Annotated in this window: 20 protein-coding genes; 15 read left to right on the top strand and 5 right to left on the bottom strand. The window is 62.1% G+C overall.

Annotated elements, in window-relative coordinates:
• Positions 1-101: 101 nt before the first annotated feature.
• The 5 genes from hslV to NKI54_RS10755 all read left to right on the top strand — a co-directional run bounded on the left by hslV (position 102) and on the right by NKI54_RS10755 (position 4,246).
• Positions 102-653 (top strand): ATP-dependent protease subunit HslV, encoded by a 552-nt coding sequence (hslV, locus tag NKI54_RS10775; protein ID WP_023677530.1) that lies wholly within the window; start codon positions 102-104, stop codon positions 651-653.
• Positions 643-1,185: a GNAT family N-acetyltransferase gene (locus tag NKI54_RS10770; protein ID WP_352634848.1), complete on the top strand. Its 543-nt coding sequence runs from the start codon at positions 643-645 to the stop codon at positions 1,183-1,185. Before hslV ends, NKI54_RS10770 begins: the two co-directional genes overlap by 11 nt.
• A gap of 4 nt (positions 1,186-1,189) precedes the next feature.
• Entirely contained in the window at positions 1,190-1,786 is a 597-nt protein-coding gene (locus NKI54_RS10765; RefSeq protein WP_352634846.1) for a DUF2585 domain-containing protein, read from the top strand.
• Positions 1,787-1,790: 4 nt separating this feature from the next.
• Positions 1,791-3,104, top strand: a complete 1,314-nt coding sequence (hslU, locus tag NKI54_RS10760) for an ATP-dependent protease ATPase subunit HslU (RefSeq protein WP_352454824.1) — start codon at positions 1,791-1,793, stop codon at positions 3,102-3,104.
• A gap of 182 nt (positions 3,105-3,286) precedes the next feature.
• Positions 3,287-4,246 (top strand): DUF1402 family protein, encoded by a 960-nt coding sequence (locus NKI54_RS10755; protein ID WP_352576350.1) that lies wholly within the window; start codon positions 3,287-3,289, stop codon positions 4,244-4,246.
• A 34-nt stretch (positions 4,247-4,280) separates the two neighbouring features.
• Here the strand turns inward: NKI54_RS10755 and NKI54_RS10750 are convergent, their stop codons facing one another.
• The 3 genes from NKI54_RS10750 to NKI54_RS10740 are packed head-to-tail and all read right to left on the bottom strand — an operon-like array spanning position 4,281 to position 7,016.
• On the bottom strand, positions 4,281-5,510 hold the full coding sequence (locus NKI54_RS10750; RefSeq protein WP_352635044.1) for an NAD(P)/FAD-dependent oxidoreductase: 1,230 nt from the start codon (positions 5,508-5,510) through the stop codon (positions 4,281-4,283).
• A gap of 2 nt (positions 5,511-5,512) precedes the next feature.
• A complete protein-coding gene (locus NKI54_RS10745; RefSeq protein ID WP_352454826.1) occupies positions 5,513-5,827 on the bottom strand; it encodes a MocE family 2Fe-2S type ferredoxin in 315 nt (104 codons plus the stop codon).
• Positions 5,828-5,867: 40 nt separating this feature from the next.
• Positions 5,868-7,016 carry a fatty acid desaturase family protein gene (locus NKI54_RS10740; RefSeq protein WP_502898212.1) on the bottom strand — a complete coding sequence of 383 codons (1,149 nt, stop codon included), beginning with the start codon at positions 7,014-7,016 and terminating at the stop codon, positions 5,868-5,870.
• 116 nt (positions 7,017-7,132) lie between these two features.
• Between NKI54_RS10740 and NKI54_RS10735 the strand changes: the two genes are divergently transcribed.
• The 7 genes from NKI54_RS10735 (at position 7,133) to NKI54_RS10705 (ending at position 14,830) form a co-directional block, all read left to right on the top strand.
• Positions 7,133-8,164: a LacI family DNA-binding transcriptional regulator gene (locus NKI54_RS10735; protein ID WP_023677522.1), complete on the top strand. Its 1,032-nt coding sequence runs from the start codon at positions 7,133-7,135 to the stop codon at positions 8,162-8,164.
• Between the two features lie 309 nt (positions 8,165-8,473).
• Positions 8,474-9,415: a sugar ABC transporter substrate-binding protein gene (locus NKI54_RS10730; RefSeq protein ID WP_352691460.1), complete on the top strand. Its 942-nt coding sequence runs from the start codon at positions 8,474-8,476 to the stop codon at positions 9,413-9,415.
• 114 nt (positions 9,416-9,529) lie between these two features.
• The gene (locus tag NKI54_RS10725) at positions 9,530-10,606 is read left to right on the top strand and encodes an ABC transporter permease (protein WP_292655972.1); all 1,077 of its coding nucleotides are present in this window, start codon (positions 9,530-9,532) and stop codon (positions 10,604-10,606) included.
• 2 nt (positions 10,607-10,608) lie between these two features.
• The gene (locus NKI54_RS10720; RefSeq protein WP_352691457.1) at positions 10,609-11,376 is read left to right on the top strand and encodes an ATP-binding cassette domain-containing protein; all 768 of its coding nucleotides are present in this window, start codon (positions 10,609-10,611) and stop codon (positions 11,374-11,376) included.
• A gap of 68 nt (positions 11,377-11,444) precedes the next feature.
• A complete protein-coding gene (iolG, locus tag NKI54_RS10715; protein WP_352691455.1) occupies positions 11,445-12,446 on the top strand; it encodes an inositol 2-dehydrogenase in 1,002 nt (333 codons plus the stop codon).
• A gap of 23 nt (positions 12,447-12,469) precedes the next feature.
• Positions 12,470-13,264, top strand: coding sequence for an SDR family oxidoreductase (locus tag NKI54_RS10710; protein WP_023677517.1), 795 nt, complete (start codon positions 12,470-12,472; stop codon positions 13,262-13,264).
• A gap of 474 nt (positions 13,265-13,738) precedes the next feature.
• Positions 13,739-14,830, top strand: coding sequence for a 3-deoxy-7-phosphoheptulonate synthase (locus NKI54_RS10705; RefSeq protein WP_352691452.1), 1,092 nt, complete (start codon positions 13,739-13,741; stop codon positions 14,828-14,830).
• 212 nt (positions 14,831-15,042) lie between these two features.
• On the opposite strand, the gene NKI54_RS10700 is transcribed toward NKI54_RS10705, so the two are convergent.
• The gene (locus NKI54_RS10700) at positions 15,043-16,152 is read right to left on the bottom strand and encodes a Gfo/Idh/MocA family protein (RefSeq protein ID WP_352691450.1); all 1,110 of its coding nucleotides are present in this window, start codon (positions 16,150-16,152) and stop codon (positions 15,043-15,045) included.
• A 153-nt stretch (positions 16,153-16,305) separates the two neighbouring features.
• Between NKI54_RS10700 and NKI54_RS10695 the strand changes: the two genes are divergently transcribed.
• On the top strand, positions 16,306-17,151 hold the full coding sequence (locus NKI54_RS10695) for a MurR/RpiR family transcriptional regulator (protein ID WP_023677514.1): 846 nt from the start codon (positions 16,306-16,308) through the stop codon (positions 17,149-17,151).
• On the opposite strand, the gene NKI54_RS10690 is transcribed toward NKI54_RS10695, so the two are convergent.
• On the bottom strand, positions 17,148-18,038 hold the full coding sequence (locus NKI54_RS10690; RefSeq protein WP_352691448.1) for an AraC family transcriptional regulator: 891 nt from the start codon (positions 18,036-18,038) through the stop codon (positions 17,148-17,150). The two genes, NKI54_RS10695 and NKI54_RS10690, sit on opposite strands and share 4 nt — an antisense overlap.
• A 138-nt stretch (positions 18,039-18,176) precedes the next feature.
• Between NKI54_RS10690 and NKI54_RS10685 the strand changes: the two genes are divergently transcribed.
• Positions 18,177-18,905 carry an SDR family oxidoreductase gene (locus NKI54_RS10685; protein WP_352691445.1) on the top strand — a complete coding sequence of 243 codons (729 nt, stop codon included), beginning with the start codon at positions 18,177-18,179 and terminating at the stop codon, positions 18,903-18,905.
• Between the two features lie 200 nt (positions 18,906-19,105).
• Positions 19,106-21,040 (top strand): bifunctional 5-dehydro-2-deoxygluconokinase/5-dehydro-2-deoxyphosphogluconate aldolase, encoded by a 1,935-nt coding sequence (locus tag NKI54_RS10680; protein ID WP_352691443.1) that lies wholly within the window; start codon positions 19,106-19,108, stop codon positions 21,038-21,040.
• The last annotated feature ends 28 nt before the right edge of the window (positions 21,041-21,068 follow it).

Raw genomic sequence — 21,068 nt, 5'->3', positions numbered from 1 at the left:
GGCCGGTTTGCAATCGTCCGGCCTATGCATACATATGGCCGATCAAGTCACTCGTAACGCGCCGATCGCCTCGATGGGATCGGTGCTTATCGGAGCAGAAAATGTCGAATGAACTGACCATGCATGCCACGACCATCCTGACCGTGCGCAAGGGCGGCAAGGTGGTGATCGCCGGCGACGGCCAGGTCAGCCTCGGCCAGACCATCATGAAAGGCAACGCCAAGAAGGTGCGCCGCATCGGCAAGGGCGGCAACGTCATCGCCGGTTTCGCCGGCGCCACCGCCGATGCCTTCACTCTGCTCGAGCGGCTTGAAGCCAAGCTCGAACAATATCCCGACCAGCTGACACGCGCCTGCGTCGAGCTTGCCAAGGACTGGCGCACCGACCGCTATTTGCGGCGGCTGGAAGCGATGATGCTGGTGGCCGACAAGTCGGTGTCGCTGGCGCTGACCGGCACCGGCGACGTGCTGGAGCCCGAATTTGGCGTCATGGCCATCGGCTCGGGCGGCAATTACGCGCTGGCAGCGGCACGCGCGCTGGTGGACAGCGACAAGGGCGCAGAGGAGATCGCCCGCAAGGCGATGCAGATCGCGTCAGACATTTGCGTCTACACCAACAACAACTTCGTCGTCGAAACCCTCGATGCCGCCTGAGCGGAGCCTCCGCTATGGTTTTCGGCCGGTGACCCAGAGGGACCTGCCGATGATCGCCGGCTGGCTTGCCGAGCCGCATGTCGCCGAATGGTGGAACGACCCAGAGACCGAGATTGCGGAGATCCGCGAGCATATCGACAGCATTTCGGTCGAGCCGCTGATTATCGAGCTCGACGGAAAGCCCATCGGCTATTTGCAGAGCTACGATCCGCATCTGGAGGACGGCCATCCCTATAGCGACCAGCCGTTCGGCACGCTCGGCATCGATCTGTCGATCGGCGTGCCGGAGCTTGTCGGGGTCGGCCACGGCTCGGCGATCGTCCGGCAGTTCGTCGAGCAGCTTTTCGAGGAAGGTACGCCGCGCGTCATCATCGACCCGGACCCCGCCAATGCACGGGCTATCCGTGCCTATGAAAAGGCCGGTTTCACGGCTATCGATCGCAGGAAGTCGGAATATGGCGATGCCGTGCTGATGGCGATTGATGCCCCAGAGGGTGATGCCGAACAGGGTGACGCAGAAGAGGGGCAATAGCAGCATGAGCGTATCCAGCGACAAAACCGTCTCGGCCTACTACGACAGTTGGCGAATGGGGCTTCTGCTGGTTCTCGGCCTGGTCATCTTCCAGGCCGGGGTCCTCTACGGCATGGGGCGGACGCCGATCTGTACCTGCGGCTACGTCAAGCTGTGGCACGGCATTGTGCAAAGCTCGGAGAATTCCCAGCATATTTCGGACTGGTACAGCTTCTCGCACATCATTCACGGCTTCCTGTTCTATGCGCTGGCGTGGTTCGTTTTCCCGCGCTCGCCGATCGGGCTCAGGCTGGCCTTTGCGGTGGTTATAGAGGGCGGCTGGGAGCTGCTCGAGAACAGCCCTTTCATCATCGATCGCTATCGCGCCGGCACGATCTCGCTCGACTATTATGGCGACAGCATCATCAATTCGGTGTCGGACACGCTGGCCATGGTGCTGGGGTTTGTCATGGCGCGAAGGCTTCCTATATGGGTGATCGTAACCCTCGCCCTCATCTTCGAATTCGGTGTCGGCTATCTCATCCGGGACAATCTGACACTCAACGTGATCATGCTGCTGCATCCGTTCGAGTCCGTTCGGCAGTGGCAAAGTGGAATTTAGTGACATGAGCACCTTCTCTCCTCGCGAAATCGTTTCGGAACTCGACCGCTTCATCATCGGCCAGAAAGACGCCAAGCGTGCCGTGGCGATTGCCTTGCGCAACCGCTGGCGCCGCCAGCAGCTCGAGGGCCAGATGCGCGAAGAGGTGATGCCGAAGAATATCCTGATGATCGGCCCGACCGGCGTCGGCAAGACCGAGATTTCGCGCCGCCTGGCACGCCTTGCCGGTGCGCCTTTCGTCAAGGTCGAAGCCACCAAGTTCACCGAGGTCGGTTATGTCGGCCGCGATGTCGAGCAGATCATCCGCGACCTGGTCGAGATCGCCATCGGGCTGGTTCGCGAGAAGATGCGCGAGGACGTCAAGGCGCGTGCCCACATCAACGCCGAGGAACGGGTGCTCGAAGCGCTCGTCGGCAAGACGGCGAGCCCGGCCACCCGTGACAGTTTCCGCAAGAAGCTGCGCGACGGCGAGCTCGACGACAAGGAGATTGAGATCGAAGTGGCCGATACCGGCAATGGCGGCATGCCCGGCTTCGAGATCCCCGGCATGCCGGGCGCCAATATCGGCGTGCTCAACATCAACGATATGCTGTCGAAAGCGATGGGCGGCAAGAAGACCAAGTTGCGCAAGACGACCGTCAAGGAGTCCTACGGGCTGTTGATCAGCGACGAGTCCGACAAGCTGCTCGATCAGGACGAAGTAGTGCGCAGGGCACTCGAATCGACCGAGAATGACGGCATTGTCTTCCTTGACGAGATCGACAAGATCGCCTCGCGCGAAGGCGGCATCGGTGCCGGTGTTTCGCGTGAAGGTGTGCAGCGCGACCTGCTGCCGCTGGTCGAAGGCACCACGGTTGCGACCAAATACGGACCGGTGAAGACCGACCACATCCTGTTCATCGCCTCGGGTGCGTTCCACGTCGCCAAGCCCTCCGATCTGCTGCCGGAATTGCAGGGCCGCCTGCCGATCCGCGTCGAGCTGCGGGCGCTGGAGAAGGGCGATTTCGTCCGCATCCTCACCGAGACCGAAGCCAGCCTGATCAAGCAGTATATCGCGCTGATGAAGACCGAAGGCGTCGATCTGGTCTTCACCGACGACGCCATCGATTCGTTGGCCGGCATCGCCGTGGACCTCAACGCCAGCGTCGAGAATATTGGCGCCAGGCGGCTGCAGACGGTGATGGAACGGGTGCTGGACGATATCTCCTATGACGCGCCGGACCGCAACGGCACCTCGGTGACCATCGATGCCGCCTATGTCGAGAAGCATGTCGGTGACCTCTCCAGAAACACGGACTTGTCGCGTTTCATCCTGTAGGAGACGCTTCATTCTCGAAGAGGGTCGGGGAATTGCTCCCGGCCTCCCCAATTTGGCCCAGCATTCCCGATGTGTGGCCAAATGGAAGCATCCGGCAAGCTTTCGTCCCGTCGGGTGCAGGCGTCTCTCGACTCCCGGTGGAGCATTACCTAGTTTGCCGGCGACTATTTGGGCGGCGGCGCATGAAAAAACTAATCCTCGTCATTTTGGGGCTGACGCTGGCGGCAGCCATGTTCGCCGCACAAGCGGCAACGATGGTGCCGCCGGGCAACCGCAACACCGAGCAGCCCGACATACCGGGCGCTTCGAGCCGGCGCACCCAGGCGACCAACACCACCTTCCAGGCGAAATACCGCAAAGTCTTTGCGCTGCTCCAGAACGATGCCGAGCTGCGCGGTAAGATCAAGCAGGCAGCCGCGGCCTATGACATCGACCCAATGCATATCGTTGGAGCCATCGTCGGCGAGCATACCTATAATGTCGATGCCTATGACCGGCTGCAGACCTATTACGTCAAGGCGATCTCGTATCTGTCGAGCAAGCTCTCCTTTGCCTATGATGGCGAGGACATCACCGATTTCGTGCAACGGCCGCAATTTGCGAAATGCGCAGGGAAGTCCGACAGCTACGATCTGTGGGAGTGCCGCGAACAGGTGTGGAACCGGTCGTTCCGCGGCAAAACCGTCAACGGCGAGAGCTTTCCCAACGACCGCTTCGGCGCCACTTTCTTCCAGCCTTATTATGCCGGCCAGACTTTTGGCCTTGGCCAGCTCAATCCGCTGACGGCACTGCAGATGAGCGATCTCGTGCACAAGGTTTCCGGCCTGCCGGAACTCGACGTCGGTGACCCCAATGCGGTCTACAAGACGATCATGGACCCTGACCTGACACTGCCTTATGTCGCGGCGACGATAAGGAAGTCGATCGACGCCTATAAAAGCATTGCCGGCTTCGACATCTCAGGCAATCCCGGCATCACGTCGACGCTCTACAATGTCGGCAATCCCGAACAGCGCGCCTATGCGCTGAAAGCCGAGAACGACAAGCGCCGCGCTGCGGGCGAGCCGGAAAAGCTGCCCGAGGAAAATTACTATGGCTGGCTGGTCAACGACAAGCTGCCGGAGCTGAAAGCGCTGTTTTAGCCGAACGCGTTCGGCCAATTATCCACGCGGCGGATCAAGCCGCCAGCAGCGATTTTAATTTGACCGCCTGCGAGACTAGCGCTTCCGGCGCCGGCCTTGCCTGCTTTGCAATCAGCATCTCGGCCAGCCTTATGTCGCGGGCGACCGCGTTGCCTGGGCCGATGCCGCTTGCCGCAACCAGCCTGCCGTCCTCGGCGAGGTGGAACAGGATGAAGGCGCCGTAGCCGAGGTCGCGGCGCACGATGCTGCGGCCTTCGTCCGACAGGCCGGCGATCTGCAAGGTCAGGCCGTACTGATCCGACCAGAACCACGGCACCGCCGCATGGGACTCGCCGGCGCCAAGCATATTCCTTGCGGCGAGCGCGCCCTGCTCCTGTGCATTGCGCCAAGCTTCGAGCCGCACGCGCCGGCCGCCATAGATGGCGAGCGGAAACGAACAGCAATCGCCGGCGGCAAAGATATCCCGGTCGCTGGTGCGAAGCTCGGCGTCGACGGCGACACCATTGTCGACGGTCAGCCCCGCCTCCGCGGCAAGTCCGGTCACCGGCACGGCGCCGATGCCGATCACGGCAAGATCGGCGACAATGTCGTGTCCACCGGCGAGCGCGATGCGCACTTCGGCGCCATCATCGGCAATGGCGGCGATGCCCTCGCCGCACAGGATTTTCACGCCTTCGGCTTCATGCGCCTGATGGATGATCTCAGCGATCTCGGCCGGCACGCCGCGCATCAAGATGCGCGGCTGCGCCTCGATAACTGTGACCGCCGCACCCAGTCTGCGTGCCGCCGCGGCAAGCTCAAGCCCGATGAAGCCGCCGCCAATGATGGCGATGCGATTTCCGGCGCTGAGATGGGCGCGAATGGCCAGCGCGTCGTTGAAGGTCCGGAGGTAGACGCAGCGCCCGCCAAGGCCCGGCATCGGCAGCTTGCGCGGCACCGAACCGGTCGCCAGCAGGAGCTTGTCGTAGGCCAGGACGGAACCGTCCGAGAGGCGCACGACATGCGCCGCGCGGTCGATCGCCACCGCCTGAACCGAATGGATATGCCTGATCGATCTTTCGGCCAGGATCGCGTCGGTGGCGATTGCCTTGAGCAGCGGCGCGTCGGCAACCATCGCGTCTTTCGACAGCGGCGGCCGCTCATAGGGCAGATGCGGCTCGTCGCCGACCAGCGTCACCGGTCCATCATAGCCGAGCTCGCGCAGCGCAAGGGCGGCGCGCCCGCCGCATTCGCCGGCGCCAATGATGACCATTCCCTTCGTCATCATCAACCGATCCGGACAAGGACTTTGCCGGCGTCGACCTTGACCGGATAGGTCCTGAGATCGACGCAGACCGGCGCGCCCCTGGCAGCCCCTGTCTTGTAGTTGAAGCGGCCATTATGCTTCGGGCATTCGATGATATCGTCCATCACCAGCCCGTCGGCCAGATGCACCTTCTCATGCGTGCAAAGCCCGTCGGTGGCGAAATACCCGTCGTCGGGGCTGCGATAGATGGCAAAGGTGCGGCCGCCATGGTCGAAGCGCATCACGTCCTCTTCGTCGATGTCCTCGGCGTCACAGGCCTCGACCCAGTCGCTCATTTACGGGTCCCTCGATGTTTGATGCCTTGGCATGGGCTTGTCATTCAGCAGCCACCGCAACAGCAGCGTTATCGCTGTGGAAATCCTCGCGATAGGGCCTCGCCGTCGGCGGCAGTTCGCGCTTGATGAAATAATCCTCATTGCGCAGCTGGCGCAGGAAAGCCGGTATCATCTCGCGGTAGCCGGCCAGGATGGACGGTGTCGGCGCCGGCAGATCGTGCTTGATCAGTTCGTGCAGCCTGGGCAGCGCATGATAGGGCACCATGGGAAACATGTGATGCTCGACATGGTAGTTCATGTTCCAGTAGATGAAGCGGCTTATCGGGTTCATGTAGACGGTGCGGCTGTTGAGCCGGTGATCGGTGACGTTTTCAGCCAGGCCGCCATGCTGCAGCAGGCCGACCATGACATGGTGCCAGGCACCGTAAAGCCTGGGCAGACCGACCAGCATCAGCGGCAGGAACGAGCCGGTATAGAGCGCCAGCGCAATGGTCGCGGCATAGATTGTCGTCCAGATGCGGGCAATGCGAATTGCCTTCGGCTGCTCCTGGTCGGGAATGAAGGTTCTTTCGGCCGGACTGACGATACCGGCTGCATTGCGCAGCATGTCGCTCATCGCCTGCCAGGCGTCGAGAATGCCGACGAAGTTGAGCACCACGCGCAGCAGATCGGGCGGACGCATCACCGAGATCTCCGGATCGCGGCCGACGATGATGGTATCGGTATGATGGCGCGTGTGGCTCCAGCGCCAGGTCACGGGATTGCGCATGATCATGAAGCAGGCGATCTGATAGACCACGTCGTTCATCCACTGCGTCCTGAAGGCGGTGCCGTGGCCGCATTCGTGCCAGCGTGAATCGGTGGAGGAACCGTAGAGGACGCCATAGACGAAGAAGAACGGCACGCACCACCAGCTGCCCCAGAACCAGGCGGCGCCGGCGCCGCTGAGGATCATGGTGCCGAGCCAGATGATGGTATCGCGGATCGCCGGGCCGTCGGAGCGCTGCATCAGCTCCTTCATCTGCTTGCGCGGCACGTCGGTGTGATACCACTCGGCCTCCGCCAGCCCGCTCTCGACGGCAAGCTTCGCGTCGCGGCCGATCAGGCTGTAGTCGCGTCGGGACGCTGCTGCGGAGCTCGTATTCCCGGTTCGGAGTCCAATATCCACCATAGCGGAGGCCTCGATCATGTTCGGTCAGCGTTCAAAATAACGCCGAGCCCTGATAGGCTCAATATCACAAAGATAGTTTCTATCATTTTCCATCATAATGGTGTAAAAGGGCCAAACAGTGGAATGAGGCAGCGATGGCGAAACGGCCGACGATCACCGACCTGGCGCGCATTTCGGGGGTCAGCGTTGCCACCGTCGACCGGGTACTGAACAACCGCTTGCCGGTGCGCGAGGAAACCGCGCGCCGCGTCTATGAGGCCGCGACCAGCATCGGCTATCACGCAGCCGGATTGATCAAGCAGCGGATGCGCCATGAATTGCCCGAATACCGGCTCGGGTTCCTGCTGTTGAGACGGGAGGACGTCTTCTACAGTGAATTTGCCCGCGAGCTTGAACTGGCGGTATCGCAGTCGCCGCGCTTTCGCGGCGTGGCCACCATCGACTTCGCCGCTTCGCTGGCGCCGGACGAGATCGTCGAGCGGATGCGCAAGCTGGCCGCCAAATCCAGGGCCGTCGCCCTGGTCGGGCCTGATCACCCGACGCTGACCGTCGCCGTCGAGGCTCTCAAAGCCAATGGCGTACCGGTGTTCTCCCTGCTTTCCGACTTTGCGTCCGGTATTCGCGAGGGCTATGTTGGCCTGGACAATCGCAAGGTCGGCCGCACCGCTGCCTGGATGATCTCGAAGGCCGCGAAGAGACCTGGCAAGGTTGCCCTCTTCGTCGGCAGCCATCGCTTCCATGGCCATGAGCTTCGCGAGATCGGTTTTCGCTCCTTCTTTCGCGAGCAGGCGCCGGAATTCACTCTCCTCGAGACGTTGGTCAATCTGGAAGCGAACCAGATCACGCATGATGCAATGATCGAGCTTCTGGCCCGCCACCCTGATCTCGCCGGTTGCTATGTCGCCGGTGGCGGCATGGAAGGCGCGATCTCGGCGCTGAGGGAGGCAAAGCCGGCTGAGATGCCGGCGGTCGTCTGCAACGAGATCACGCCCGACTCCCGCGCGGCGCTGGCAGATAATTTCCTGACCATGGTGATCTCGACGCCACTGGCGGCGCTTTGCCGCGAGCTTGTCGGGCTGATGGCGCATGCCATCGAGACCGGCGCTGCGAATGCGCCGGGCCAGACCTTTCTGCCCTTCGACATTTATCTGCCGGAAAACATCTGACGTCGCGGTCATCGGCGGCAGACATGATGTAATCTATCAGAACGCTTTCAGGCCTGGCTTGCGTTAGCGTCCGTCTAAAAGCGCTCGAAATGCCGAAAATCCATTCCTCATGGCGAAATCTCGCTTGACGCCCAAGCGAAATGGAATAAATATTTCACCAACTGAGAATTTTGGTTCTTTCGTTCCGGAAGATCTGTTTCAGGCAAATGCCTCCGGAACTAAAAATGGCAATCGGGAGAGAATTCCCCGCGAGATCGGGGATTCCGGGTAGATCGGTGCAGCCGGACACCAATGTGGAGGAGAAATAAAATGAAAAAACTGCTTTTGGGCGTCGCGTTCGCGGCGCTGATGAGTTCGTCCGCCTTTGCTGCCAAGATCGGCGTGTCGATGGCGTTGTTCGACGACAATTTTCTCACCGTGCTGCGCAACGGCATGATTGAACAGGCCAAGGGCATGGACGGCGTCGAGCTGCAGGTGGAGGATGCGCAGAACGACGTCGCTAAGCAACTCGACCAGATCAAGAACTTCGCCGCCTCAGGCGTCGACGCCATCATCGTCAACCCGGTCGACACCTCGGCGACTCAGGCGATGTCGGACGCAGCCGCCGCTGCCAAGATTCCACTGGTCTATGTCAATCGCGAGCCGGTCAACGTCGACACGCTGCCCGAAAACCAGGCCTTCGTCGCCTCGAACGAAGCCGATTCCGGCACGCTCGAGACCAAGGAGGTCTGCCGCCTGTTCAAGGAGGCCGGCAAGACTGAAGCCAACGTCTATGTGATCATGGGCGAGCTGTCGAACCAGGCAGCGGTGCAGCGCACCAAGGACATTGACGACGTGATCGCCACGCCGGAGTGCAGCTTCATCAAGATCATCGACAAGCAGACGTCGAACTGGAAGCGCGAAGAAGCGCAGAACCTGATGACCAACTGGCTGTCGACCGGCAAGCCGTTCGACGGCGTCATCGCCAATAATGACGAAAGCGCCATCGGCGCCATCCAGGCGATGAAGGCCGCCAACATCGACATGAAGTCGGTTGTCGTCGGCGGGGTCGACGCTACCCAGGATGCGCTTGCCGCGATGCAGACGGGCGACCTCGATGCGACGGTGTTCCAGGACGCGGCCGGCCAGGGTGCCGGCGCGCTTGACGCAGCGCTCAAGCTGGCGAAGGGCGAGAAGGTCGAGCACAAGGTCTACATCCCGTTCCAGTTGGTCACGCCGGCAAACATCGACAAGTTCCTGAAGAAGAACTGAGGCGGACCTGTCCGATACGGAGCGGCGCGCCAAAGTAAGACAGCGCCGCTCCGCTTTTTCCCTCTCGGCCTGAACAGCGCCGAGTGGAGACCGTGGCTGACGGAGGAAGCACGATTGGCACAGACATCTCACGGCGTCGGCGGGCTCAGCTATGATGCGAAGCGGCGCGCATGGCCGGCCGAATTCAACGTCTTCCTGGCGCTCGTCATCCTGGTCGGCGCTTTCGAGCTGATCGGCCGGGTTTTCCTGGGCGACAGCTTCCTGTTCAACACCCGCGACAATATCGATGCGATCTTCAACGAAGCGCGCCTGCAGATCATCATCCTGCAGGTGTCGATAGTCGGCATCATTGCCATCGGCGTGACGCAGGTGATCATTACCGGCGGCATCGACCTGTCCTCAGGTTCGATCGTCGGCGCCACGGCGATGATAGCCATGAGCTTCGCCCAGGTGGCGACCGTCAATGGCAACCCGAACCCGAAGGCGATGTTCATCGCGCAGGGCTGGACCGACCTGCCGGTGATCGTGCCCGTGCTGGTCGCGATCGGCTGCGGCCTGCTGGCCGGCCTGGTCAACGGCGCTTTGATCGCCTACACGCGCATCCCGCCGTTCATCGCCACGCTCGGCATGATGGTCACCGCGCGCGGCATCGCCAAATGGTGGTCAAAGGGGCAGCCGATCTCGTTTCCGACCGAGAGTTTCGCCGCCATTGGCAAGGGGCTGATGCCGGTCATCATTTTCATATCGCTCGCAGTGCTGTTCCAGCTGATCCTGAGTTACACCAAATATGGCAAGCACTGCTATGCAATCGGCTCCAATGAGGACGCCGCGCGCATGTCCGGCATCAACATCGCCAACCACAAGATCCTCGTCTACGTCATTGCCGGCGTCCTCGCCGCGCTCGCCGCCGTGGTGCTGAGCTCCAAGAATCTCACCGCCCAGGCCGGCATGGGTGTAATGTACGAGCTCGACGCGATCGCCATGGCGGTTATCGGCGGCGTCTCGCTGTCGGGCGGCCGCGGTTCGATTATCGGGACAGTGATCGGCTCGCTGATCTTCGGCGTCATCATCTCCGGCTTCACCTTTCTGCGCCTCGACGCCTATTATCAGGAGATGGTCAAAGGCGTGATCATCGTCGGCGCAGTCGTTCTCGACCAGTGGCGCCAACGCCTGCGGGCAATGAGGGCTTGATCATGTCGGACATCGTCCTGAAAACCGAAAACCTGACCAAGTATTATGGCGGCGTCCATGCGCTGGAGGGTGCCGACTTCGAGCTGCGCAAGGGCGAGCATGTCGCCATCATGGGCGACAATGGCGCCGGCAAATCGACCTTCGTGCGCCAGATCACCGGTGTCGAGCAGCGCACCAACGGCAAGATGTGGTTCGACGGCAAGGAAGTGAATTTTGCCGGCCCAATCGAAGCCCGCGAGGCGGGCATCGAGACGGTGTTCCAGAACCTGGCGCTCGCCGACGACCTCGACGTGCCGTCGAACCTGTTCCTCGGCCGCGAGCGGGTGCTTTTCAATCTCGGGCCCTTCTCGATCCTCGATCGCAAGTTCATGCGCAAGGCGACCGAGGCAGCCTTGGTCCGGACAGCGGTCAAGATCCCCAATCTTTCCAATACTATCCGCCACATGTCGGGCGGCCAGCGCCAGTGCGTGGCAATTGCCAGAACCGCGACCTTTGCGTCCAAGCTCATCATCATGGATGAGCCGACGGCGGCACTCGGCGTGCAGGAGACGATGCAGGTCGAAAACATCATCCGCACGCTGAAGGAGAATGGCGAACCGCTGATCCTGATCTCTCACAACATGCGCCAGGTGTTCGATCTGGTCGATCGGATCGTCGTTTTCCGGCGCGGCCGCATCGTCGCTAATTTGCGCAAGCAGGACACCGACGGCAACGATATCGTCTCCTACATTACCGGCGCCAAGACCGGGCAGGCGGAACTTGCGGCGTAACGGCCAACGCCGAGCCACAGGCGCTGACACGCCCTCCCTTCCGAATCATTCTCAAAGGAAAACTCTTCATGCCTCTTCGCTTTGCTCTTCTCGGTGCCGGCCGTATCGGCAAGGTCCATGCTCGCGCCGTCGGTTCCAATCCTGAGGCCAGGCTGGTCGCAGTTGCCGACGCCTTCGAGAAGGCGGCGACCGATCTGGCCTCTGCCTATGGCGCCGAAGTGCGCAGCATCGATGCCATCGAGAAGGCCGGCGATATCGATGCGGTCGTCATCTGCACGCCGACCGATACCCATGCCGATCTGATCGAACGCTTCGCCAAAGCGGGTAAAGCGATTTTCTGCGAAAAGCCGATCGACCTCGACGCCGCCAGGGTGGAACGTTGCCTGGCCGTCGTCGATAAGGCCGGCGCCACCCTGATGGTCGGCTTCAACCGCCGCTTCGATCCGCATTTTGCCGCCGTGCGCAAGGCGATCGACGACGGCGCCATCGGCACTGTCGAAATGGTGACAATCACCTCGCGCGATCCCGGCCCGCCGCCGCTCGACTATATCGGCCGCTCGGGCGGCATCTTCCGCGACATGACCATTCATGATTTCGACATGGCGCGCTTCCTGCTCGGCGAGGAGCCGGTGGCGGTCAGCGCGCATGCTTCGGTGCTGGTCGACAAGAAGATCGGCGAGGCCGGCGACTTCGACAGCGTCAGCGTCATCCTCGAAACCGCCTCCGGCAAGCAATGCGTTATCTCCAACTCACGCCGCGCCACCTACGGCTACGACCAGCGCATCGAGGTGCATGGCTCGGAAGGCATGATTGCGGCCGAGAACCAGCGGCCGGTGTCGATCGAACTGGCCAATGAGAAAGGCTATACGCGGCCGCCGCTGCACGATTTCTTCATGACCCGTTACCTCGACGCTTATGCCAACGAGATCGCTGCCTTCATCGCGGCAGCGACGTCAGGCAAGAAGGCGGCGCCGAGCGGCAAGGACGGGCTGGTGGCGCTCAGGCTGGCGGATGCGGCGCTGAAATCGGCCAAGGAAGGCAAGACCGTCCGCCTCGACAAAACAATCTGACTATCAAGCACAGGAGCAAGGCGATGAACGGTTCAGCCGGTCGCAATTCCGAAACACGCGCCATCGTCACCGGCGGCGCACAAGGCATCGGCTTTGCCGTCGCCGAAGCGCTGGCCGATGAGGGCTGCCGGGCGCTGGCGCTGATCGGCCGCTCGCAGGAGAAGGGCGACAAGGCTGTCGCCATCCTCAAGGGGGCAGGCGTCGATGCCATCTTCATCAGCGCCGACGTCTCAAAAGTGGCCGACTGCAAGCGTGCGGTCGAAACGGCGATTGGCCATTTTGGTACCGTCAACGCGCTGGTCAACGCCGCTGCCACCTCGGCTCGCGGCTCGCTGGTCGAGACCTCCGAGGATCTGTTCGACCAGATATTCCAGACCAATGTGCGCGGCCCGTTTTTCCTGATGCAGGGCGTGGTGGCGCATTTGCTGGCGCGCCAGGTACCGGGCTCGATCGTCAACGTGCTGTCGATGTCGGCGCATTGCGGCCAGTCGTTCCTGGCGCCCTATTCGTCGAGCAAGGGAGCGCTGGCGACACTCACCAAGAATGTCGCCAATGCCTATCGCGGCAATCGCATCCGCTGCAATGCGGTGCTGCCCGGCTGGATGGACACCGAGGGCGAGGCGATCGTGCAGAAGAAATGGCACGACGCGCCGGAGGACTGGTTGGAGAAGGCCGAAGCCGCGCAGCCGATGGGCCAATTGGTGAAACCGGCGCAGCTTGCCCGGTTGATCAGCTATATGATCAGCCCGCAGTCCGGCGTCATGACCGGGTCGCTGGTCGACTACGATCAGAGCATCGCCGGGGCGTCACCGGAATAACGCCGGCAAGTCTAGCGGAACGCCGCCCATCACTTCGTCATCCACGGGCAGAGCAAGGAGCGCAGCGACGCGGCGCAGACCCGAGGATCCATGCCGTGACATCTAGGCGTCGCTACAATGCAGAATTTAGTTCCGCAGCACTCCTTGGCCAAGGCAACGGCATGGATCCCAGGGTCTCCGCGACGGAGCTCCGCTCCTGCTTCGCCCTGGGATGACGAAGTTCGGGGGGCTTCAGCCAATCGCGAATGGGCTGGAGTAAACCTCCTCCTCACCAGGCACGTGACAAGCGCATCCGCATCGACTATATCAGCCCTCATGATCAACCTGACCGCCACATATTGGTACTTTATGAGCTCGCTGGCGGCGGGAGGATTGCGCTCGATCTGAAGATTGCAGCAATAACATCCGAACAGCCGCCAGACCTGGCGGCTTTTTTGTTTCAGCCGGCAGGTCTCCCAATCAGGAGCAGAAGCCGTGTTGACGACCACAGACGATCTTCGGGTCAAGGAAATCAGAGAACTGAGCACACCCGACGAGGTGATGCGGGAAATACCGCGCACGCTGACGGCGACGCGCACCGTTGCCGCATCACGCAATGCCATCCATGCCGTGCTGACCGGCGCCGACGATCGGCTGGTGGTCGTCGTCGGCCCCTGTTCGATCCACGACCCGGCCGCCGCCGTAGACTATGCCAGCCGTTTGGCATCGCTGCGTGAAAACCTGTCGGACCGGCTGGAGATCGTGATGCGGGTTTATTTCGAGAAGCCGCGCACGACGGTCGGCTGGAAGGGCCTGATCAACGATCCCGACCTCGACGGCAGCTTCAACATCGACAAGGGTCTGCGGATGGCACGCAACGTGCTCTCGGCGGTCAACAATCTCGGCCTTCCCTCAGCGACCGAATTCCTCGACATGGCCACCCCGCAATATATTGCCGACCTCGTCGCCTGGGGCGCGATCGGCGCGCGCACAACAGAGAGCCAGATCCATCGCGAGCTCGCATCGGGCCTCTCCTGCCCGGTCGGCTTCAAGAACGGCACCGACGGCAATTTGCGGATTGCCGCCGAAGCCGTGAAGTCCGCCGCCCAGCCGCATCATTTCATGGCGGTGACGAAGGGCGGGCGCAGCGCCATCGCGACGACCACCGGCAACGAGGACTGCCACGTCATCCTGCGCGGCGGTATTGTGCCGAATTATGACGCGGCAAGCATTGCTGCTGCCTCCGCTGAGCTCGGCCGGATCGGCGTGGCGCCGCGGCTGATGATCGATGTCAGCCACGCCAACAGCAGCAAGAAGCCGGAAAACCAGCCGCTGGTGGCGGCTGACGTGGCGGGCCAGGTAGCGGCGGGCGACGAGCGCATCGTCGGCATCATGATCGAGAGCAACCTCGTCGCCGGCCGGCAGGACGTCGTGCCCGGCAAGCCGCTCGTCTATGGCCAGAGCATCACCGATGGCTGCATCGACTGGGCAACCACCGAGACGGTGCTTTACGGCCTTGCCGACGCCGTCGAGCGGCGCCGGTCGGCGAGACGTGCCATGATCGCCGATCGCCCGGGAGCCGCGTGAGCACTTCTCCTTCTCCCCTTGTGGGAGAAGGTGGATCGGCGCGCAGCGCCGAGCCGGATGAGGGGTGCTGGAAGAAACTCGGCGTAAAATATTGAGGGATTTTAAGCGGTTATTTCTTCGCTGTAGCGATCCGTCCAACACCCCTCATCCGACCGAGCTTCGCTCGGCCACCTTCTCCCACAAGGGGAGAAGGGGAGACCAGCGCGGACTTACTACCGCACCTCCATCCAGCGCTGTTCCGCGAACGAGCGCGCCATCGCGTGTACCGTGCGCTCGATCTCCAGGCCTTCGTCGAAATCGATGATCCGCGCCGGCTTGCCGGCAAGCCGCGTCAACAGCTCCCGGCATTCGATGATCTTGAGATCATTAAAGCCAAGGCCGTGACCGGGCGCCGGCAGGAAGGCGTCATAAGGCTTATGATGCGGCGCCACCAGGATGGTGCGGTAGCCTTGCTCGGTCGGCCGGTCGGCCGTCAGATAGAGTTGGAACTCATTCATCCGCTCCTGGTCGTACAGGATCGAGCCCTTCGAGCCAAAAATCTGGATGGCGATCCGGCCTTTGCGGCCCCAGGCCGAACGGTTGACCAGCAGCGTGCCGGCGATGCCGTTTTCGAGATGCATCAGGATGCTGGCGATGTCGTAGGTCTCGACCGCGCGGCGCCCGCCCGAGGCGACGCGGCGGTCGGCATAGGGTTTGGCCATGTCGCACATGACGCGGGCAACGCGGCCGAACAGTACGGCGATGAGCGACAGCGGGTGCACGGCGAAATCGTCGAGCGCGCCGTAGCCGGACGCCGCCTCGTGCTTCCAGAAGAACAGCGCCTCCGGATCGGCCATGAAGTCCTCGTCCATCTCGATACGCAGATGGTTGACCTCGCCGATGATCTTCTCGTCGAGCAGCGCGCCGATATGGCGGATCGCTGGGTTCTGAATATAGTTATAGCCGAGCGCGGCCACCTTGCCGGACTTTTGGGCCGCCGCAGCCATTGCTTGCGCCTCGGCGAAGCTCGGCGCCATCGGTTTTTCACACCACAGATGCTTGCCGGCTTCGAGGATGGCGATGGCCATTTCCGGGTGGAACTGGTTCGGCGTGGTCAGCGAGATGACATCGACTTCCGGGTCGTCGACGACAGCGCGCCAATCGCCGGAGGCCTTGGCGAAGCCGAATTCGCTGGCACGGCGTTTGGCAAGATCCTCGTTGACCTCGCCCAGATGGACCAGCCTTGGCTTGGCCACTTCGGGAAAGACGGTGCCGACCGCGTTCCAGGCAATGGCGTGGCACTTGCCCATGAAACCCGTGCCGATAAGACCTACCCCGACCATCCGCTTGCCTCCCTGTGTGCAAAATTTGTGTGGATGAATTAGTCCATTTTGTCTGCAGATGGAACGCTTGTCTCATTTTTTATGGTGTTCTTGCACAGGCCCGCTATGATGGGGCACAGAGGGAACCAGACGATGAGCCTGGGCGGAGCGACGATGGACGAACGGGTGCCGCGCGATTTCGAGACGCTGCGGGCGACGATCCTGGAGCGGCGCCACAGCCTGCCGAAACGTATCGCCCAGATCGCCGCCTATGCGCTCGACAACCCAGACGATATCGCCTTCGGCACCGCTGCCAGCATTGCCGCTTCCGCCGGTGTCCAGCCTTCGACCCTGATCCGCTTTGCCCAGCAGCTTGGTTTTGATGGTTTCACCAGCCTGCAGTTGGTGTTTCGCGAGCGCCTGCGCGAGCGCAACTCATCCTATGATGAAAGGCTGGCGGCATTGCGCGCCAAGGCCGAGGAAGGCGCCGGCCACCGCGCGATTTTCGACGGTTTTGTTGCCGCAGCCAGTACCTCGCTCAACGACATTTCGCGCACGCTGAATGAAGACCATTTCGAAGATGCAATCACCGTGTTGGCCAAGGCCGAAACCATTTACGTGCTGGCCAAGCGGCGCTCCTACCCGGTCGCCTCCTATATCGCCTATGCATTGGGCAAGCTCAAGATCCGCAACCAGCTGATCGAATCGGCCGCCGGCCTCAATGCAGAGATGATCGGCTTTGCCTCTCCAAGGGACGCCGTGATCGCCATCAGCTTTTCGCCCTATGCCCCGGCCACCATCGAGGAGGCGCGCGTCATTTCGGAGCAAGGCGTGCCGATCGTGGCGATTACCGACAGCTCCTTTTCGCCACTCGCCCAATTCGCCAGGGTCTGGTTCGAGGTCGCCGAGGCCGATTTCGCCGGCTTCCGCTCGCTGTCGGCGACGATGGCTTTGGCTATGGCGCTGACCGTCGCGGTCGGCGAGAAGCGGCGCGATACTGGCAAGAAGCGCAAGCCTTAGATCACCTCTATTGCCGTTTCGCCTTCTGCCGAAAGCCGCGCTGCGTCGCGGGCAGGCGGCGACCCGAACTGGCGGGCATACTCCCGGCTGAACTGGGAAGCACTCTCATAGCCGACGGCGAAGGCGACACGTGCGACGTTGCCCGGCTGGGCAATCAGCAGATGGCGGGCTTCCAGCAAGCGGATTTGCTTTTGATACTGGATTGGGCTCATGGCCGTCGCCGCCTTGAAGTGACGATAAAACGCAGCACTGCTCATACGGGCAATCTCGGCCAGATCGCCGACCCGGACCGGCCGATGGGGATGCGAACGGATCCAGGCGATCGCCCGGCCAATCCTGGACAGATGGCCATCGGCGCGCGCAAGTTCACGAAGCTTTCCGCCTTGGGGGCCTTGCAGGAGCCGAAACAGCATCTCTCGCTCGATCATGGTCGCGAGCACGGGAATCTCCGCTGGCCGGTCAAGCAGCCGCATCATTCGACGCAACGCGTCGAGCAGATCGTCATCAGCGGGAGAGGTGGAGAAACTGTCGCCACTGAGGGCCGGCGCGTGCTCGACGAGGAGCGCGGCGACGGCCTGCAGGTCAAGGGTCAAGCCAATGGCCAGGTAAGGACGCGCCGCGCTCGCTTCGATTATCTGGCTGATGGTGGGCGTCTCGACAGTATAGATGAAATAGCTGGCCGGATTGTAACGAAGAGCCCGGTCGCCGATCAGAACCGTCTTCGCGCCCTGCAGTACGAATAAGATCCCCGACCCCCACACCCCTGACAATGGCGGCGTGGCGACTTCGCTGCGGCCGATCGAAACGCGGGGAACCGCCGTTCTTGTTCGTCGCCCGCGCGCATGGCGGCTGGCGATCTCGATCAACTCCTGCAGCGCTTCGCCCATTGCGCCAGCATCGCGCATTCGCACCGGCGGCGCAACAGCGTGAGAGGATTAGGCAAGAGCTGGAGAGTTTCCGGCGCGCAACGCCCGCTGCCTCGCACCATTTGTGGGTCTTCCACAAGAAAAATGGAGACACCGATTATGAGAACATCGAAAAGCGCGCTGGTGACCGGCGCCAACAAGGGTATAGGCCGTGAAATCGCCCGGCGACTGGCGACCATGGGCTTCAAGGTCTGGCTCGGCGCCAGGAGCGCCGAACGCGGCATGGCGGCGGCGCAGGCATTGCGCGCCGAAGGCCTCGACGTGGAGTGGCTTGAGCTGGACGTCACGCGGGATGACAGTGTGAAGGCGGCAGCCGAGGCATTCAGGCAGGCCAGCCCCTGCCTCGACGTGCTGGTGAACAATGCCGGCGTCGCCATCAATTACGACCTGCCGCCGAGCCAGCAGCGGATCGCCGACATCCAGGCCACCTACGACGTCAATGTCTTCGGCCCGATCCGCGTGACCCAGGCATTCCTGCCGCTGCTGCTAGCAGCACCTGCTGCCCGGATCGTGATGGTGAGCAGCTCCACCGGGTCCATCGGCCGGGCGCTCGATCCCGCCACTGCGAACCACGCCGTTAACATGATGGGCTACGGCAGCTCCAAGACAGCCTTGAATGCCATCACGGTGGCGTTCGCCAGGGAGCTCGCGCCCCAAGGCATCAAGATCAACGCCGCGGCGCCCGGCTACACTGCCACCGATCTCAACGGGTATAAAGGTCACCGCACGGTGCAGCAGGCGGCCGAGATCGTCATTCACCTGGCGACCTTGGACGCCGATGGCCCGACCGCCGGGTACTTCAACGATGATGGCCCGCTTCCTTGGTAAATCAGCTGGTTTCAGTGGTAGACACTTGACGTTCGTCTGACTTCAAAGTTTCTGAACGCGCGAGCCTTGCACAGCACTTTTCAGCCTTGGGAATGCTCGTTCCATATTGACTATGGATTGGAATTATTATTTCATATTGCCGGCGCCACGCTGCCGCTCGCGCGTGTTACCCAAGACAACAAAGCCGATGGGAGGTTTGAATGGGCGAAGCCGTGGAAGCGAAATATTCGCCGCTCGACATCATCACCATCGGCCGCGCTTCCGTCGATCTCTATGGTCAGCAGATCGGCTCGCGCCTCGAGGACATTACTTCCTTTGCCAAGTCGGTCGGCGGCTGTCCGGCCAATATCGCGGTCGGTACTGCCAGGCTCGGCCTGCGCTCGGCGCTGCTCACCCGCGTCGGCAATGAGCAGATGGGCCGCTTCATCCGCGAGCAGCTGACCCGCGAGGGCGTTTCGGTCCAAGGCCTCAAGACCGATCCGGAGCGGCTGACCGCCCTGGTGCTGCTGTCGGTCGAGGATGAAGGCGTCTCGCCGATGATCTTCTATCGCAGCGATTGCGCCGACATGGCGCTTTCGAAAGACGATATCGATGAGGCGTTTATCGCTTCGGCACGCGCGGTCGTCGTCACCGGCACGCATTTTTCACGGCCCAACAGCGACGCCGCCCAGCGCAAGGCGATCCGTGTCATGAAAGCCAAGGGCGGCAAGGTGGTGTTCGACATCGACTACCGCCCCAACCTCTGGGGTCTCGCCGGCCACGCCGAAGGCTTCGAGCGCTATGTGAAATCCGACCGCGTCTCGGCGCAGTTGAAGACGGTGCTGCCCGATTGCGATCTCATCGTCGGCACCGAAGAGGAAATCATGATCGCCTCGGGCGCAGACGATTGCCTGAGCGCGCTGAAAACCATCCGCTCGCTGTCGGCGGCAACCATCGTGCTGAAACGCGGCGCCATGGGCTGCATCGTCTATGACGGGCCGATCAGCGACGACCTCGAGGACGGTATTGTCGGCAAGGGATTTCCAATCGAGGTCTACAATGTGCTCGGCGCCGGCGACGCCTTCATGTCGGGCTTCCTGCGCGGCTGGCTCGGCGAGGAAGGCCTGGCGACGGCGGCGACCTGGGCCAATGCCTGCGGCGCCTTTGCCGTGTCGCGGCTGCTCTGCGCACCGGAATACCCGACTTTCGAGGAATTGAATTTCTTCCTGAAAAACGGCAGCAAGCATCTGGCGCTGCGCAAGGACGAGGCGATCAATCACATCCATTGGGCGACCACGCGCCGGCGCGACATCCCCTCGCTGATGGCGTTCGCCTGCGACCACCGCGTCCAGCTGGAGGATGTCGCGGCAAAAGCCGGCGCCGATCCGTCGCGAATCCCAGCTTTCAAGGTGCTGACGGTCAAGGCTGCGGCCAAGGTCGCGGCTGGCCGCGCCGGCTACGGCATGCTGCTCGACGAAAAATACGGACGCGAGGCGATGTTCGAATTCGCCCACCATTCCTTCGCCTGGCTCGGCCGGCCGGTCGAGTTGCCGGGTTCGCGACCGCTTCGCTTCGAGTTCTCGCAAGACATAGGTTCGCAACTGACCGAATGGCCGGTCGACCACTGCATCAAGTGCCTGTGCTTCTATCATCCCGACGATCCCGCGGCGCTGAAGAGCGAACAGCAGCAGAAACTGCGCGCTTTGTTCGAGGCCGCGCGGAAAGTGGGCAGAGAACTTCTGGTCGAGATCATCGCCGGCAAGCACGGCAGGCTCGACGACATGACCATCCCGCGCGCGCTCGAGGAACTCTACGCACTCGGCATCAAGCCCGATTGGTGGAAGCTCGAACCGCAGGCATCGGCCGGCGCATGGGCAAAGATCGAGGCGGTGATCCTGAAGAACGATCCGTGGTGCCGCGGGATTGTGCTGCTTGGCCTCGAAGCGCCGCAGGACGAATTGGAAGCGGCCTTTGCTGCCACCGCCAAGGCGTCTATCGTCAAGGGCTTTGCCGTCGGCCGCACCATCTTCATCAACGCGGCCGAACAATGGCTTGCCGGCAAGATGTCAGACGATGAAGCGGTTGCCGACATGGCATCTCGCTTCGAGAGACTGACCGAGGCATGGCTTGCGGCGCGCGGCCGCAAAGCAGCATAAGAAGGCGCGGCATAAGGACTGCGGAGGA

The organism is Mesorhizobium sp. M0663 (assembly GCF_040320585.1).
Taxonomy (GTDB): Bacteria; Pseudomonadota; Alphaproteobacteria; order Rhizobiales; family Rhizobiaceae; genus Mesorhizobium.
Note: the sequence above shows the minus strand (reverse complement) of the source record. Positions and strands in the feature narration are given on the sequence as shown.